General features: G+C 60.9%; 13 protein-coding genes and 1 pseudogene. 4 read left to right on the top strand and 10 right to left on the bottom strand.

The genetic code is table 11. The annotated features are described in order from the left end of the window. From KP701_RS14335 to KP701_RS14325, 3 genes and pseudogenes are all read right to left on the bottom strand, one after another. Positions 1 to 161 (bottom strand): transposase (locus KP701_RS14335; RefSeq protein WP_215746908.1); only part of this gene is annotated, 161 nt, incomplete at its 3' end. 112 nt (positions 162 to 273) lie between these two features. After that, positions 274 to 532: pseudogene (locus KP701_RS14330) on the bottom strand (IS5/IS1182 family transposase); the annotation flags it as partial. A 33-nt stretch (positions 533 to 565) separates the two neighbouring features. Then, on the bottom strand, positions 566 to 1,495 hold the full coding sequence (locus tag KP701_RS14325; protein WP_215747627.1) for a hydrogen peroxide-inducible genes activator: 930 nt from the start codon (positions 1,493 to 1,495) through the stop codon (positions 566 to 568). A 247-nt stretch (positions 1,496 to 1,742) separates the two neighbouring features. Between KP701_RS14325 and ahpC the strand changes: the two genes are divergently transcribed. The 3 genes from ahpC to KP701_RS14310 all read left to right on the top strand — a co-directional run bounded on the left by ahpC (position 1,743) and on the right by KP701_RS14310 (position 4,684). Next, complete coding sequence (gene ahpC / locus KP701_RS14320; protein WP_215747626.1) at positions 1,743 to 2,306, top strand: alkyl hydroperoxide reductase subunit C; 564 nt, start codon at positions 1,743 to 1,745, stop codon at positions 2,304 to 2,306. 127 nt (positions 2,307 to 2,433) lie between these two features. Then, on the top strand, positions 2,434 to 4,005 hold the full coding sequence (gene ahpF, locus KP701_RS14315) for an alkyl hydroperoxide reductase subunit F (RefSeq protein WP_215747625.1): 1,572 nt from the start codon (positions 2,434 to 2,436) through the stop codon (positions 4,003 to 4,005). 46 nt (positions 4,006 to 4,051) lie between these two features. After that, positions 4,052 to 4,684: a LysE family translocator gene (locus KP701_RS14310; RefSeq protein ID WP_215747624.1), complete on the top strand. Its 633-nt coding sequence runs from the start codon at positions 4,052 to 4,054 to the stop codon at positions 4,682 to 4,684. 115 nt (positions 4,685 to 4,799) lie between these two features. Here the strand turns inward: KP701_RS14310 and acnA are convergent, their stop codons facing one another. Next, on the bottom strand, positions 4,800 to 7,493 hold the full coding sequence (acnA, locus tag KP701_RS14305) for an aconitate hydratase AcnA (protein WP_215747623.1): 2,694 nt from the start codon (positions 7,491 to 7,493) through the stop codon (positions 4,800 to 4,802). A 33-nt stretch (positions 7,494 to 7,526) separates the two neighbouring features. Continuing rightward, positions 7,527 to 8,549, bottom strand: coding sequence for an isocitrate/isopropylmalate dehydrogenase family protein (locus KP701_RS14300; RefSeq protein WP_215747622.1), 1,023 nt, complete (start codon positions 8,547 to 8,549; stop codon positions 7,527 to 7,529). Between the two features lie 112 nt (positions 8,550 to 8,661). Here KP701_RS14300 and KP701_RS14295 point away from each other — a divergent pair, with 112 nt between their 5' ends. Continuing rightward, positions 8,662 to 9,588, top strand: a complete 927-nt coding sequence (locus KP701_RS14295) for a LysR family transcriptional regulator (protein WP_215747621.1) — start codon at positions 8,662 to 8,664, stop codon at positions 9,586 to 9,588. Between the two features lie 4 nt (positions 9,589 to 9,592). Here KP701_RS14295 and KP701_RS14290 read toward each other — a convergent pair whose 3' ends face one another. The 5 genes from KP701_RS14290 to KP701_RS14270 all read right to left on the bottom strand — a co-directional run bounded on the left by KP701_RS14290 (position 9,593) and on the right by KP701_RS14270 (position 14,090). Beyond that, positions 9,593 to 10,690 (bottom strand): AI-2E family transporter, encoded by a 1,098-nt coding sequence (locus tag KP701_RS14290; RefSeq protein WP_215747620.1) that lies wholly within the window; start codon positions 10,688 to 10,690, stop codon positions 9,593 to 9,595. 221 nt (positions 10,691 to 10,911) lie between these two features. Beyond that, the gene (locus KP701_RS14285) at positions 10,912 to 11,061 is read right to left on the bottom strand and encodes a hypothetical protein (protein WP_215747619.1); all 150 of its coding nucleotides are present in this window, start codon (positions 11,059 to 11,061) and stop codon (positions 10,912 to 10,914) included. A gap of 28 nt (positions 11,062 to 11,089) precedes the next feature. After that, positions 11,090 to 11,845, bottom strand: coding sequence for a DUF3313 family protein (locus tag KP701_RS14280; RefSeq protein ID WP_225198789.1), 756 nt, complete (start codon positions 11,843 to 11,845; stop codon positions 11,090 to 11,092). 146 nt (positions 11,846 to 11,991) lie between these two features. Beyond that, positions 11,992 to 13,371, bottom strand: coding sequence for an ATP-binding protein (locus KP701_RS14275; protein ID WP_215747618.1), 1,380 nt, complete (start codon positions 13,369 to 13,371; stop codon positions 11,992 to 11,994). Then, complete coding sequence (locus tag KP701_RS14270; RefSeq protein ID WP_215747617.1) at positions 13,368 to 14,090, bottom strand: response regulator; 723 nt, start codon at positions 14,088 to 14,090, stop codon at positions 13,368 to 13,370. Before KP701_RS14270 ends, KP701_RS14275 begins: the two co-directional genes overlap by 4 nt. Positions 14,091 to 14,169 lie beyond the last annotated feature (79 nt).

The raw sequence follows: 14,169 nt of genomic DNA, 5'->3' as shown, positions 1-14,169 counted from the left end.
TCATGCATGTCTCGCCAGGGGCAACCTGTGCGCAGAACATGCAGCATACCATTGAGGAACCGGCGATTGTCTCCAGCCGGACGCGCCCAACGTCCGCGTTCAGCCGGCAGAAGTGGACCAATGATCGCCCATTCCTGATCCGTCAGATCACCTCGTGCCATGCCTGCTCCACTGTACTGCCTTCATTGAAGACAACAGTGAATCAGATCTCACGCAGATCGTATAGACCTTTTGTCAACGTGACCTAGGCTCAGGGCTCATATCCAGAAGATGACGGTTGCGGCGTTTGTATTTCCGCCTGTCGTATCTGACAGGTCCTCCGCGGGATCTCCGTCCTGGAATACAGGGTTTTATGCCTTTTTCTTCCAGAGCGTCCCTGAGCCAGTCAGCTTCATAACCCCGGTCTCCCAGCATCCATTATGCAGCAGGAAGGTTGTCCATCCGATCAGGCGGCCCGGATCCCCTTTTGCAGCCGCAGGCTCGAAGCCGTGCGGTGTGTGTGGAGATAGGTCGCATCAATCATGATGGTCTGAGCCTAAGCCGCAGGCTGTCCCGGTGGCGCTGCTCAACTGCAGGCGTGACAGTTTTCCGGAATGATGCTGCGCAGATAGGCTGCGAACTCGCGGAAGACCGGAGCGCGGGGGTCGGAGGCGCGCCAGGTCAGGCCGATCGTGCGGCGTGCTTCGGGTTCGGGCAGGGTGCGGACAGTGATCAGATCCTCGAAATCCGCACGATTGCGCAGTGCGATCTGCGGGATGAGGGAAAAGCCCTCGCCAGCGCCGATCATGTACCACAGCATTTCAAGGCTGCTGGCCAGACGCTGCTCGCCCTGCCGGGGAACCGTCGGACAGATGGAGAGGGCCTGATCGCGCAGGCAGTGCCCGTCCTCAAGCAGAAGCAGGTCCGGGCGGCCGAGCTGGCTCAGGGAGAGTTTCGGCTTGTGCGCCAGTTCGTGTGTGCTCGGGAAAACGGCGAGGAAGGCCTCTTCGAAAAGGGGCGCACATTCCAGCGCGTCCGACGGCGCGGGCAGAGCCATGAGCGCCACATCCAGTTCGCTGTTGCGGAGGGCGTGGACAAGCGTGTCCGTCATGTTCTCGCGCAGGCGGAGGCTGAGGGACGGATAATGTTCCCGCAGGCGGGGCAGAAGGCCGGGGATGTAATAGGGGCCGAGCGTGGGAATGACGCCGAGACGCAGGGGGCCTTCCATCGGCCCGGTCTGGGCGCGGGCGACTTCGAGCAGGTTGCGGGCTGCCGCCAGAACCTCGCGCCCGAGCGCGAGGAGCCGTTCACCATCGGGCGTCGGGGCGACATGGCGCCGGGAGCGCTCGAAAAGCGTCACGTCCAGAAGCTGTTCGAGCTTGCGGACCTGTTCGGACAGCCCGGCCTGGCTGACGCCGCAGCGTTCTGCCGCGCGGGAGAAGTTGCGCAGATCATCGACCGCAACCACATATTCGATATCGCGCAGGGAAAGGCCGGAAAGGGGGACGTAGCTCATGTCCCATAGATATGACCGAATATCCCAATGGGGAAGTGCGGTTCTGCCTGTCAGGGAAAAATAGCGTCGAGACAGGCCGGCTTCAGGGAAAAGCTCCACGCTTCCTGATCGGGAGTCTTGATATCTTCATCTCGTCAATTCGGTTTTGGCGATCAGTCATATTGACAGGAACTGTTTCCTGTCCCTCTCTTTCTGTGGGACACAGAGTCCGCAACACAACTTCAACCCAAGGTCAGGAGACAGTCTGATGGTTCGCATCAACTCCCCGCTGAAGCCCTTCTCTACCGATGCTTTCCGCAACGGTGAGTTCCTCACGGTCACGGACTCCGACGTTCGCGGCAAGTGGTCCGTCTTCTTCTTCTATCCGGCTGACTTCACGTTCGTCTGCCCGACGGAACTCGAAGATCTCGCTGACAACCAGGCCGCTTTCGACAAGCTGGGCGTGGAAATCTATTCCGTCTCCACGGACAAGCATTTCACGCACAAGGCCTGGCACGACACCTCCCCGGCCATCGGCAAGATCAAGTACACCATGCTGGGCGATCCGACGGGCGCGATCGCACGCAATTTTGATGTGCTGATCGAGGAAGCCGGTCTGGCCGATCGCGGTACGTTCCTGATCGATCCGGAAGGCAAGATCCAGTACATCGAGATCACCGCCGGTGGCGTGGGCCGCAGCGCAACCGAGCTGCTGGAGAAGATCCAGGCTGCCCAGTACGTCGCCACGCATCCGGGTGAAGTCTGCCCGGCCAAGTGGAAGGAAGGCGGCGAGACGCTGAAGCCGTCCCTCGACCTCGTCGGCAAGATCTGATCCGGCACCGGATCCGGTGATGGTGGGACCTTCGGGTTCCACCAGCCTCCGCCCCCTGATGGGGGCGGCTGAGCCGGACAGTTTTCCGGCCCGAAATTTTTCCAGTCCCGAAATCCGGAGAAAAACAATGCTTCAGGACGACCTGAAAACCCAGATGCGCGCCTATATGGAGTACCTGCGTGATGCGGTCGTGCTTGAGGCGACCCTTGGCACGGATGACCGCTCCAATGAGGTGCGCGGCCTTCTGGAAGACATCGCCAGCCTGTCTCCCAAGGTGACGTTTTCGGACAAGGGGCAGGGCACCCGCACGCCCTCCTTCGTGATCCGCCGACCACACACGGATGTGCAGGTCTGTTTCGCCGGTCTGCCGATGGGACACGAATTCACATCGCTGGTGCTGGCGCTGCTTCAGGTCAGTGGGCATCCGCCGAAGATCGAAGCGGACGTGGTTGCGCAGATCCGCGCACTGGACGGGGACTTCCATTTCGAGACGTATTTCTCCCAGTCCTGCCAGAACTGCCCGGATGTGGTGCAGGCGCTCAATGCCATGAGCGTGCTGAATCCGAAGATCCATCACACGGCCATCGATGGCGCGGATTTTCAGGATGAGGTGGAGCGCCTTGGCATCCGCTCGGTCCCACAGGTCTATCTGAACGGTGAGCCTTTCGCGTCCGGTCGGATGGAAGTAGCGGATATCCTGGCCAAGCTGGATACGGCCTCCGTGGCCCGTTCGGCTGAGAAGCTGAACGATATGGCACCGTTCGACGTGCTTGTTCTCGGCGCGGGGCCGGCCGGTGATGCGGCGGCGATCTATGCCGCACGAAAGGGCCTGCGCACGGGCCTCGTGGCCGAGCGGTTTGGCGGTCAGGTCATGGATACGGCCGGGATCGAGAATTTCATTTCCGTGCCGGAAACGGATGGTCCGAAACTCTCCGCAGCACTTGAAGCGCATGTGCGGCAGTATGACGTGCAGATCATTGCCTCGCAGCTGGCGGCAAAGCTGATCCCGGCGGAGCAGGCCGGCGGGCTGCACCAGATCGTGCTGGAAAGTGGCGCGGTCCTGCGCTCGAAGACGGTCATCATTGCGACCGGTGCGCGCTGGCGGCATCTGGGTGTGCCGGGTGAGGACGAGTACCGTACCAAGGGTGTGGCGTACTGCCCGCATTGTGACGGCCCGTTCTACAAGGGGCGTCCCGTTGTCGTGACAGGTGGCGGCAATAGCGGCGTGGAAGCGGCGATCGACCTTGCTGGCATCGTCTCGCATGTCACCCTGCTTCAGCGCGGCGCGCATCTGAAGGCGGACAAGGTGCTTCAGGATCGGCTGCTGAGCCTGTCGAATGTCACGGTCCTGACCAATGCCCTGACCACGAAGATTGAGGGTGACGGTAAGGAAGTGACCGGCCTGACCTATAGTGACGGGGACGGCGGCCTGCACCAGCTCAAGACGGATGGCGTGTTCGTGCAGATCGGTCTGCTGCCCAATACGGAATGGCTGAAGGGGACGCTGAAGCTCAGCCCGTATGGCGAGATCGTCATCAACGATCACTGCGCAACATCCGTCCCCGGTGTGTTCGCGGCAGGTGATGCGACGACCGTGCCATACAAGCAGATCGTCATTGCAATGGGCGAAGGGGCGAAGGCTTCTCTGTCCGCATTCGATTATCTGATCCGTCTGCCGGTGGCGGCGAAGGCGAACTGAGAAAAGAAGGATTGGGGGTTTTGGGGAGGCGGTGTAGGTCTCGCGCATGCATCCTTATCTGATCCCCCTTCTGACGTTTGCTGCCGCGGCGGCTGTTTTTACCGTCACGCCGGGCCTCGATACGGCCATGACACTGCGAACGGCCACGACGTCCGGCTGGAAGGCCGGTCTGGCGGCCGTTACGGGGATCTGCCTCGGACTGGGAATCTGGGGACTTGCAGCGGCCTTCGGGCTAACGGCCCTGCTGGCAGCGTCCGAGACGGCGTTCACGGTCGTCAAATGGGCTGGGGCGCTCTATCTCGCCTGGTTTGGGATCGGATTGATCCTGCATCCCCGGACGTCCCTGGGGACAGCGGATGCGGTGCCGGTGCAGGCCGATGCCCGTGCAGCCTTCCGGCGTGGATTGCTGACGAATCTGCTTAACCCCAAGGTCGGCATTTTCTACATGACGTTCATGCCGCAGTTCATTCCGCCGCATGTGAATGTAAAGGAGTTTTCGCTCCTGCTGACGGCCATTCAGGCGCTGCTGTCATTCTCGTGGCTGGCGCTACTCGTTATACTGACGGTGCCGCTCGGACGGTTCCTGTCAAGCACGACGGTTGTGCGGCGCATGGACAGACTGACGGGCAGTATTTTTCTGGCGTTCAGCCTCAAGCTGGCGCTCAGCCGAAGGGCCTGACCGATGACCAAAACCTATCTCTTCTTGGTTTGCTTCGTCGTGGGAGCAACCTGCGCCATCGTGTCTTACGGCATCGCCCATCATTAAAATGGCGGGGCCGAAGCCCCGCCATTTCTCAGTTCGCTGAAGCCATTCCGCGAAGCACATAGGGGAGGATGCCGCCGTTGCGGTAATACTCCGCCTCATCGACCGTATCGACACGGCACAGCAGCGGCACGTCCTGCGTGCTGCCGTCCTGACGGGTGATCGTCATGGTCAGGGTCGCGCGTGGCGTGAGGGTTTCGATGCCGTGAATGGCAATCGTCTCCGTCCCGTCCAGACCCAGCGTTTTCCGGGTGGTGCCCGGCTCGAAGGTCAGGGGCAGAACGCCCATGCCGACGAGATTGGAACGGTGGATGCGCTCGAAGCTCTCGGCAATCACGGCCTTGATGCCCAGCAGGCGCGTCCCCTTCGCGGCCCAGTCACGGGACGAGCCCATCCCGTATTCCTTGCCGCCGAACACGACGAGCGGCACACCGTCCTGAGCGTAGCGGCTGGCGGCATCATAGATGGACATTTTCGCGCCATTCGGCTGATGTAGCGTGACGCCGCCTTCAGTTCCCGGCGCCATCTCGTTGCGGATACGAATATTGGCGAAAGTGCCCCGGACCATGACGCGGTCATTGCCGCGCCGTGAGCCGTAGGAATTGAAATCCTTCACCGCGACCTGATGCTCCTGCAGATACACGCCCGCAGGCGAAGAGGCCGCGATCGCACCAGCGGGGGAGATGTGGTCGGTCGTGATGTTGTCGCCTAGCAGCGCCAGAATCCGCGCGCCGGAAATGTCTTTCGTGGGTGCGGGTTCAGCCGTCAGCCCGTCGAAATAGGGCGGGTTCTGCACATAGGTCGAGCCCGGCTGCCAGTCATAGGTGGCCGAAGTCCCGGCAGAGGCCAGAGCCTGCCATTCCTTGGTGCCTTCCGTGATGTGGCTGTAACGCTCGACGAAGGCTTCGCGCGTCACGGCGGAGCCGACAAGCTCCGCGATTTCGTGGTTGCTCGGCCAGATATCGCGCAGATGGACCGGTGTGCCGTCGGGTGCATGTCCCAGAACGGCCGTCGTGATGTCCTCGCGCATCGTTCCCAGCAGCGCATAGGCGACGACCAGAGGCGGGCTTGCGAGATAGTTGGCGCGGACATTGGGCGAAATTCGCCCTTCGAAGTTCCGGTTGCCGGACAGGACCGATGTTGCCACCAGAGCATTGCCTTCAATGGCGTCTACCAGCTCTTTCGCCAGCGGTCCGGAATTGCCGATGCAGGTCGTGCAGCCATAGCCGACCGTCTCGAAACCCAGCGCGTCCAGATCAGCGCTCAGACCGGCCCGATCCAGATAATCCGTCACGACCTGCGATCCCGGTGCGAGGGACGTCTTGACCCAGGGCTTCGGCATCAGGCCGAGCGCTCTTGCCTTGCGCGCGACCAGTCCAGCCGCGACCAGAACGGCCGGGTTGGACGTGTTGGTGCAGGACGTGATGGCGGCGATGACGATGGAGCCATGCCCGATCGCATAATCCGTGCCAGCGACAGGGGCGGTCTTGTGGATGTCGTCTGGCTTAACGCCGAGCGCTTCCGTCAGGGCCTTTTCGAAGGCCGGGGTGGCGGCGGAGAGTTCGATCCGGTCCTGCGGGCGCTTGGGGCCGGAAATGCAGGGCGTGACCGTATTCAGATCCAGCGTCAGAACGTCCGAGAATACCGGCTCCGGCGTGGAGGCATCGCGGAACATGCCCTGCGCGCGCAGCCAGGCTTCCGTCAGCGCAATGCGATGCTCGTCACGGCCGGTCTGGCGCAGATAGTCGAGCGCCAGCGCGTCCACGGGGAAGAAGCCGCAGGTCGCGCCATATTCCGGCGCCATGTTGGCGATGGTGGCGCGGTCCGCGACCGGAAGATGATCCAGCGCCGGGCCAAAGAACTCCACGAACTTGCCGACCACGCCCTTGGCACGCAGCATCTGCGTAACCGTCAGCACCAGATCGGTCGCGGTCGTGCCTTCCGGCAGACGTCCTTCCATCCTGAAACCCACGACATCGGGGATAAGCATGGAAATCGGCTGTCCGAGCATGGCGGCTTCGGCCTCGATCCCGCCAACGCCCCAGCCCAGAACGCCCAGACCATTGACCATGGTCGTGTGGGAATCCGTACCATACAGCGTGTCCGGATAGGCATAGGTGACGTCACCAACCGTTCCCGTCCAGACGACCTGGGACAGATATTCCAGATTGACCTGATGGCAGATGCCAGCACCCGGCGGTACGACGCGGAACTGGTCGAACGCTTCCTGACCCCAGCGCAGGAACGCGTAACGCTCACCATTGCGCTCGAATTCCAGCGAGACGTTCTGCTGGAGTGCGTCCTTGCGTCCGGCGACGTCCACCATGACGGAATGGTCGATCACCAGATCGACGGGGACGAGCGGATTGACTTTCTGCGGGTCACCGCCGAGCGAGACAATACCGTCGCGCATGGCCGCCAGATCGACGACGGCCGGGACGCCGGTGAAATCCTGCATCAGGATGCGGGCGGGCTTGAACGGCACTTCCTGCGTGGAGTGGGCGGCTTTCGTCCAGTCAACGATCGCCTGCGCGTCTTCGACGCGATAGGTCGAACCATCCGTAAAGCGCAGGACGTTTTCGAGCAGAACCTTCAGGCTGACGGGCAGGCGCGAAATGTCGCCCAGCTTTTCAGCCGCGACAGGCAGGGAGAAATAGCGATAGGAGCGCCCCTCGATCGAGAGGTCGCGCTGGCAGTCCAGAAGGTCGTGTCCAACCTGCTTCATGATGGGAATGTTCCTTGGAGGGCTGTCAGAAGATTACTGAATGGCGCGCAGAAGGGCCTGCGTGACGTCCTGCGTGGTGGCCTTGCCGCCCAGATCGCGGGTGCGGAGGCCTTCGACCTGAAGGATCTGCCTCATCGCGCCGTCCAGTCGCTGGGACAGGTCCTGCCGTCCGACATGCGCCAGCATCATGCTGCCCGCCATCATCAGCGCCAGCGGATTGGCGATGCCCTGTCCGGCGATGTCGGGCGCGGAGCCATGTACGGCCTCGAAGATTCCCATTTTCTCGCCGATATTCGCGCCCGGCGCCATACCCAGGCCCCCGACGAGACCTGCCGTCAGATCGGACAGGATATCGCCGAACAGATTGGTCGTGACGATGACATCGTAGTTCTCCGGACGGATCACAAGCTCCATCGCGCAGGCGTCAACGATCCGCTCTTCAAGCGCCACGCGGCCTTCATATTCCGCGGCAACCTTGCGGCCTTCATGCAGGAACAGGCCGCTGAGGATTTTCAGGATGTTCGCCTTGTGGACGAGCGTCACCTTCTTGCGGTTGTTCTTTACTGCATATTCGAAGGCGAAACGGACGATCCGGTTGCATTCGGCGCGGGTATTGAACCCGGCGCCGTAAGCTACGGCTTCCGGGTCTCCATCCACGGCCATGTAATGCTCCATCGCGGCATACAGCCCTTCGATGTTCTCGCGGATCACGACCAGATCGACGTTTTCATACCGCCCGCCGGGGACGATCGTCTGGGTCGGGCGGACATTGGCGTACAGGTCGAAGGCCTGACGTAGTGTGACGTTGATGGAGCGGAATCCCTTGCCCACAGGCGTGGTCAGCGGCCCTTTCAGCACGAGGCCTGTGCGGCGGATGCTGTCGAGTGTAGCCTCGGGCAGGGCCGTACCGTGCTGGTCGAATGCGCCTACGCCTGCGCTCTGGTGATCCCAGAGGAAGGGGGCGCCGAGGGCATCCATGACGGTCGTGACCGACTGCATGATTTCCGGGCCAATTCCGTCACCGGCGATGAGCGTGGCGGGAATGGTCTTGGTCATGGCGCGTTCCTGTTCGGTCAAAGGATGGGTCTGTGACGCGGCGGACCTTAAAGAAGTTTCGTGTATGAACCAATGTTTGCAACAGGGTTTCATCATACCTTAAAGGTATGGAATGATCGAACTCCGACATCTCCATGCCGTCATCGCCATCGCCGAGGAACGTAATCTGACCCGTGCCGCCGAGCGTCTCGGGATCCAGCAGCCGCCTTTGACCCGGCTGCTCAAGGGTATGGAGCAGGAGCTCGGTGTCCAGCTTTTTGAACGTCATGCCCGCGGTATGCGTCTGACCCCGGCAGGGCGCAGCATGCTTAAGGGTGCTTACGATGTCATCGAGCGTATGGATGCGACAGTCGAGGACGTCCGGCGGATCGTACGCGGTGAGGCCGGAGAACTGTCGATCGGGTTCACAAACTCCGCGCTGTGTCATCCCAGTCTGCCGGACATGCTCGGGAAGTTCCGCGAAACCTGGCCGGATGTGGGGCTGACACTGACGGAAGGCAATTCCAGCCAGCTTCTGGGCGCGTTGCGGGAAGATACCGTGGATGTCGCTTTTGTCCGGACGTCCATTCCCTATGTGTCGGATGTGGTGGTCGAACTGATTGTGGAAGAGCCGATGGTGGTGGCTGTGCCGAAGAGCCATCGTCTTGCGAAAGAGGCGCCTGCGGGAGGCCTGAAGCTGGCGGAACTCGAGGACGAGGACTTCATCCTGTATCAGAGCCAGTACAATAACGGTCTGTACAAGACGATCGTCGATGCCTGTCTGGGCGCAGGATTTACGCCTCGCATTCGCCAGAAAGGCCCGCAGCTTCTGGCAGCCCTGAACCTCGTGGCAGGAGGATTGGGCATTTCACTGGTGCCCCAGTCCATGCAGCAGCATCACGCGGGGCAGGTGGTCTATATCCCGCTCTCTTCCCGCACGGCCCTGACGGCGCCGCTTTATCTCGTCTTCCGCTCGGTCCGGATGACGGGGGCCAAGCTGTATTTTATTCATCAGGCTCGCCGTATCCGGCAGGCCTATGGCGCGGTCGCGGCGGAATGAGTGTTCAGGAGTCCAGAGGCGTTGAAACGGATGGGGTTGTCTGGCGGGAATCACTGATCCAGCTTTTGGTCAGCGTATAGGCCACGGACAGGATCAGGGGGCCGATGAAGATCCCGACCAGTCCCAGTCCGCCGAGACCGCCAATCACGCCAAGCATGATGAGAATGAGCGGGATATCGGCCTGCTTGCGGATCAGGAACGGGCGCAGGACGTTATCGATGATGATCGTGATGATGGTGACGACGAGCAGAAGCGCTGCGGGTGCGAGACCACGGTCGAAATAGACCCAGATCACAGCCGGGATCAGGGTGACACCCGGTCCGGCCTGAAGCAGGCAAACCATGAATGTCACGGCGGTCAGGATACTGACCCAGGGCGCACCGGCGAGTTTCAGCCCGATGCCGGCCACGGCGGACTCAACGACCGCGGTAACAGTCACGCCAAAGGCGACCCCCCGGATCGTATAGGCGGCAAGCTGAAGCATTTCCTTGCCGCGATTGCCCGCCAGAATGGTGACGAGCGTGTCCGCAACGGCGATCGCTGACTCCGCGCGCATGAGGAGCACGCCGAGAATGACCAGCGTGAGGATGAACTGGAGGGCCAGAATGCTGAAACTGCCCGCATAGGCCAGAAATGTGTGGATGAGGGTTTCCGGAGCCGGAATGACCTGCCGGACCATTTCGGGGAACTGCATGTGCTGCACGCGGTCCCAGACTGGCGCGACATGCGGGCCAACCAGGGGAAGTCGGCCCAGCCATGGCGGCTCATCCGGAATATGGAGCGTGGAAGACGAGGAAACCAGCGCGATAATATCGCCGAAATGGCTCGAAACCGTCGTGATGGCGAGCCACAGTGGCAGGATGAACACCAGCATCGCAATCAGGATGGTGAGGGAAACGGCCACCCGTCGGCTGTTCCCGACAAGGGCCTGAAGCCGTCGCAGCATGGGCCAGGTCGTCACCGCAATCGTGACGGCCCAGATTGTGGCGGGAAGGAACGGCTTGAGGATCCAGATGGCGCTGATGACAATGCCGCTCGCCAGCAGGGCAACCAGAACGGACCGGGTGTTGTCCTGTGAACCGTTCTGGAAAAGGTCTGGCATTGAAGGCGTGGCTTTCCATGAATGTGAAATCAGCAGTGAAGAATGGGAAAGATATGCTGATCTGCACGGCGGAGAAAGTGGGCGCCAGTCAAAATCTGACCGTGGGACTTTATCACGTCCGAAGGGGACTGTATTGCGAGTGTAATCCGAAACACTTAATCTACCATGCCGGGTATGTTAACTACGTCAATTTTTCTCCATTAATCTTGGAACGGACCGGTTTAGGGGAGGCGTGTCTTCCGCTCGGCCCGACTGGCCACAAGCTGGATCGTAAGCGGAAGATAAACCTCGAGCGCATTGAGGATCGACCGGTTCACGACGAGACCCAGAAGAGGCCAGTTTTTGCGGATCTGGAGTCTTAGCCGGTCCATTGATCGATACTCCTGTTGTCTGGAAGGGTTACGATGGTTTTCGGGAGGCGAGCTGTGTCGTCTCGTTCTTTTTGATCTTGTGGAACTCTTCGTCCATCAGTTCGGAAGCAAGGCGGAAAGCCCGCTTTGCATGAGCGTAGGGAAGCCACTGACCCAGTGCGTTCCAGGGCATCCCGTTATTATAAGTCGCAACCGCCATCAGGGTTTCTCCCGTTGCGGCATCTGCGGCAACAAGTTCTTCGCTGGCACCGCCGGGGAAGGGCGGTGGGATCGGGGGCATGCCTCCACCTGCCGCGCCGGCAGCAAATCCGGCGACGACGGGAATGGCGTTATAGTACCATTTGCTGCGGCGGATATTGGTAATGGCCGCACGGACCCGGATCGTGTTCTCGCAGGTCGTGCTGCATTCCTCCGGCGTCACCACCTGGAAGTCGTGCGCCAGAGCCTTGGCCAGTGCCTCGTGGAACGCGGCGGTCATCCGGGCTTCCGCCTTCGGGTTCAGCTTCGGGGCCTTTGCCACAGGGTGCCAGACGACGGGATCGATGACGATAAAGCGGTATTTCGTGGTGTCGATTGTGGGGGAGACATAAACCAGATCGTCCGTATGACCCTTCTGATGGGTCATCTGACCGTAAGTCTCTTTGGGGATGAACCCCGTCTGGGTGGTTTTCTGGCCAGCGCACCCCGTCAGGGAGAAGATGAAGGCGCAGGAGATCAGCATCGGTGTGATCGGCAGGCTGCGGGAAGGCCTGTACGGCCGGGCGTCGGGCGACGAAGAGGTCATGAAGGTGGCTCTTTTCCGAAAAAGAGGGTTGGTCCGGAAATTGCGACGCCCCGGTTCATGTGAGGCGCTGCGTGTTGGAGCCACTGTACGGATGGTCTTTTTCCGGCGTGTGTCTCAAATATGCCAGTTCTGAAACATGGTGATTTTTATCGAATTTTCGGGAGATGGATCCGGACTTCGAGACCTCCTTCAGGGCGATTGACCATGGTGATGTCGCCGCCATTGGACCGGACGATGGTCTGTGCAGAGGTCAGCCCCAGACCGACGCCGCCCGTCTGGCGGTTGCGGGATTTGTCGAGCCGGAAATAGGGCTCGAAAACTTCGGATAAGGAATTTTCAGGAATACCGGGGCCGTTATCGCGGATGAAGACCATGTAACTACCATCGTCCTGCGTCTCCAGGGTAACGGTTGGCGGCGTTGCGTATTTGATGGCGTTTTCAACCAGATTGGAAAAAACGCGTTTCATGGCATAGAGCTGGCCGACATAGCCCGCTTTCGCCGGGCCGTGATATTCCACGGGAAAGCCCTGGTCGCAGTAGTCGTTCGCGATGGTCTGCAAAAGCCCGGGCAGGTCGAACATGATGCTGTCTTCGCGCGAAGCGTCGTTGCGGAAGAAGGACAGGGCGCCATCGATCATGGCCTGCATTTCGTCCACATCACGGAACAGGTTTTTCTGCTGCTCGGGACAGTCGATGAATTCACCGCGCAGACGGATGCGCGTCAGGGGAGTGCGCAGATCATGCGAAATGGCGGCCAGCATGGTCGTGCGATATTCGATGAACTGCTGGATCTGGGCCTGCATGCCGTTGATGGTCTCCGCGACCAGCCGGATCTCGCGCGGGCCGTCCTGTTCCAGCCGGGCGGAACGGGGCTGGAGCCCGAGGCTGCGCACACCGTCGGCAAGATGTTCGATCGGGCGGGAAAGCTGGCGGGAGGCGATGAGGGAGACGGCGATGACCCACAGGCTGAACATCAGGAACTGGAGGCAGAAGCGTTCGAACGCATACAGGCCCCAGAACCGTTGCAGCGCGACGCACAGGATCCAGCTTCCATCGTCCAGCTGGAGACCGGCGAAATAGGCATCGTCAAAACGGGACCTGTCGTATGGAAGACCAGCAGTACGGGAGACGGGATTGTTTTCCTGGAAAACGACCATACGCTCCGGATGCTGCCGGAGATAGGGGCGGAGGAAGCGCCAGCCTTCGGAAACGGCGTGAGGGCTGTAATGTCCGTTCTGGAGGACCTGTGCCTGCGGGGAGCCAGGTGCGTACCAGGCGAAATGGACCTCATCGGTATTGGCGGCCTGGGCCAGGTGTTCGCGGTCTGCGGCGGGGGCTGCGCCAACGATCCGGATGACCGCGCCGACCTGACTGACCACGCCGGCTTCCTGAATGTCTGGTTTCGCCCATTTTCCGCCAAAGGTGAAAAACAGTTCCAGCAGAATGAGTGTAACGGCTGCTGCGAGTGTGACTGTGACAACGAGGCGCCTTGCGATCGTGTCTTCCAGGAAGAACGGACGTTTCACAGGCGGGTCACCGTCGTCTCAAAAATATAGCCACCGTTGCGGACCGTGCGGATCAGGGTGGGATTCTTGGGATCGTTTTCCAGCTTGTGCCGCAGGCGGCTGACCTGAACGTCGATACTGCGGTCGAAGGCTGCGTGGTCCGGGCCGCGGGCCATGTCCATAAGCTGGTCGCGGGTCAGGACGCGCCCGGGATGCTCGACGAATGACAGCAGGAGATCGAATTCGCCACTGGACAGCAGGACGAGTGAATCATCGGCCGAGCGGAGTTCCCGGCGGGCAACGTCGAGCTGCCAGTCCCCGAATTTCAGTACAGGACGCGTGGGGGTGCTACCTGTCGCCGGGGCGGGTTCCGCAGTACGTCTGAGGACGGCCTTGACGCGCGCCAGAAGCTCGCGCTGGTCGAACGGTTTGGTCAGGTAGTCATCGGCGCCGATTTCCAGTCCCACCACGCGATCGGTATGGTCGGCCATGGCGGACAGCATGATGACCGGGATTTTCGAGGAGGCCCGGAGTCTTCTGCACAGGCTGAAGCCGTCTTCGTTACGGAGCATGATGTCGAGAATGACGAGATTGATGCTCTGCGTCCGGAGAATCCCGAACATGGCCTCACCGTCTTCGGCCACGGAGACGCGATAGTTGTGTCTTTGCAGAAAGCTGGTCAGAAGCGTCAGGATGTCCTGATCGTCATCGACAATGAGGAGATGAGGCATGCGGATCATCTTCTGATCATAGCATGGGGATCGTACGGTATGATGTCTGGGCAGGACAACATGTTTCAAGCTGGAAACATGTATGTTT

The organism is Gluconobacter sp. P1C6_b (genome assembly GCF_018811945.1).
Taxonomy (GTDB): domain Bacteria; phylum Pseudomonadota; class Alphaproteobacteria; order Acetobacterales; family Acetobacteraceae; genus Gluconobacter.
This window is presented reverse-complemented; position numbering and strand designations above follow the sequence as displayed.

What these genes read in the sequence shown, in the direction of transcription:
- ahpF (WP_215747625.1), top strand. Translation starts at nt 2,434, where the DNA reads ATGCTTCAGGACGACCTGAAAACCCAGATGCGCGCCTATATGGAGTAC.
- KP701_RS14325 (WP_215747627.1), bottom strand. Translation starts at nt 1,495, where the DNA reads ATGAGCTACGTCCCCCTTTCCGGCCTTTCCCTGCGCGATATCGAATAT.
- acnA (WP_215747623.1), bottom strand. Translation starts at nt 7,493, where the DNA reads ATGAAGCAGGTTGGACACGACCTTCTGGACTGCCAGCGCGACCTCTCG.
- KP701_RS14270 (WP_215747617.1), bottom strand. Translation starts at nt 14,090, where the DNA reads ATGATCCGCATGCCTCATCTCCTCATTGTCGATGACGATCAGGACATC.
- KP701_RS14295 (WP_215747621.1), top strand. Translation starts at nt 8,662, where the DNA reads ATGATCGAACTCCGACATCTCCATGCCGTCATCGCCATCGCCGAGGAA.
- KP701_RS14280 (WP_225198789.1), bottom strand. Translation starts at nt 11,845, where the DNA reads ATGACCTCTTCGTCGCCCGACGCCCGGCCGTACAGGCCTTCCCGCAGC.
- ahpC (WP_215747626.1), top strand. Translation starts at nt 1,743, where the DNA reads ATGGTTCGCATCAACTCCCCGCTGAAGCCCTTCTCTACCGATGCTTTC.
- KP701_RS14300 (WP_215747622.1), bottom strand. Translation starts at nt 8,549, where the DNA reads ATGACCAAGACCATTCCCGCCACGCTCATCGCCGGTGACGGAATTGGC.
- KP701_RS14285 (WP_215747619.1), bottom strand. Translation starts at nt 11,061, where the DNA reads ATGGACCGGCTAAGACTCCAGATCCGCAAAAACTGGCCTCTTCTGGGT.
- KP701_RS14310 (WP_215747624.1), top strand. Translation starts at nt 4,052, where the DNA reads ATGCATCCTTATCTGATCCCCCTTCTGACGTTTGCTGCCGCGGCGGCT.
- KP701_RS14290 (WP_215747620.1), bottom strand. Translation starts at nt 10,690, where the DNA reads ATGCCAGACCTTTTCCAGAACGGTTCACAGGACAACACCCGGTCCGTT.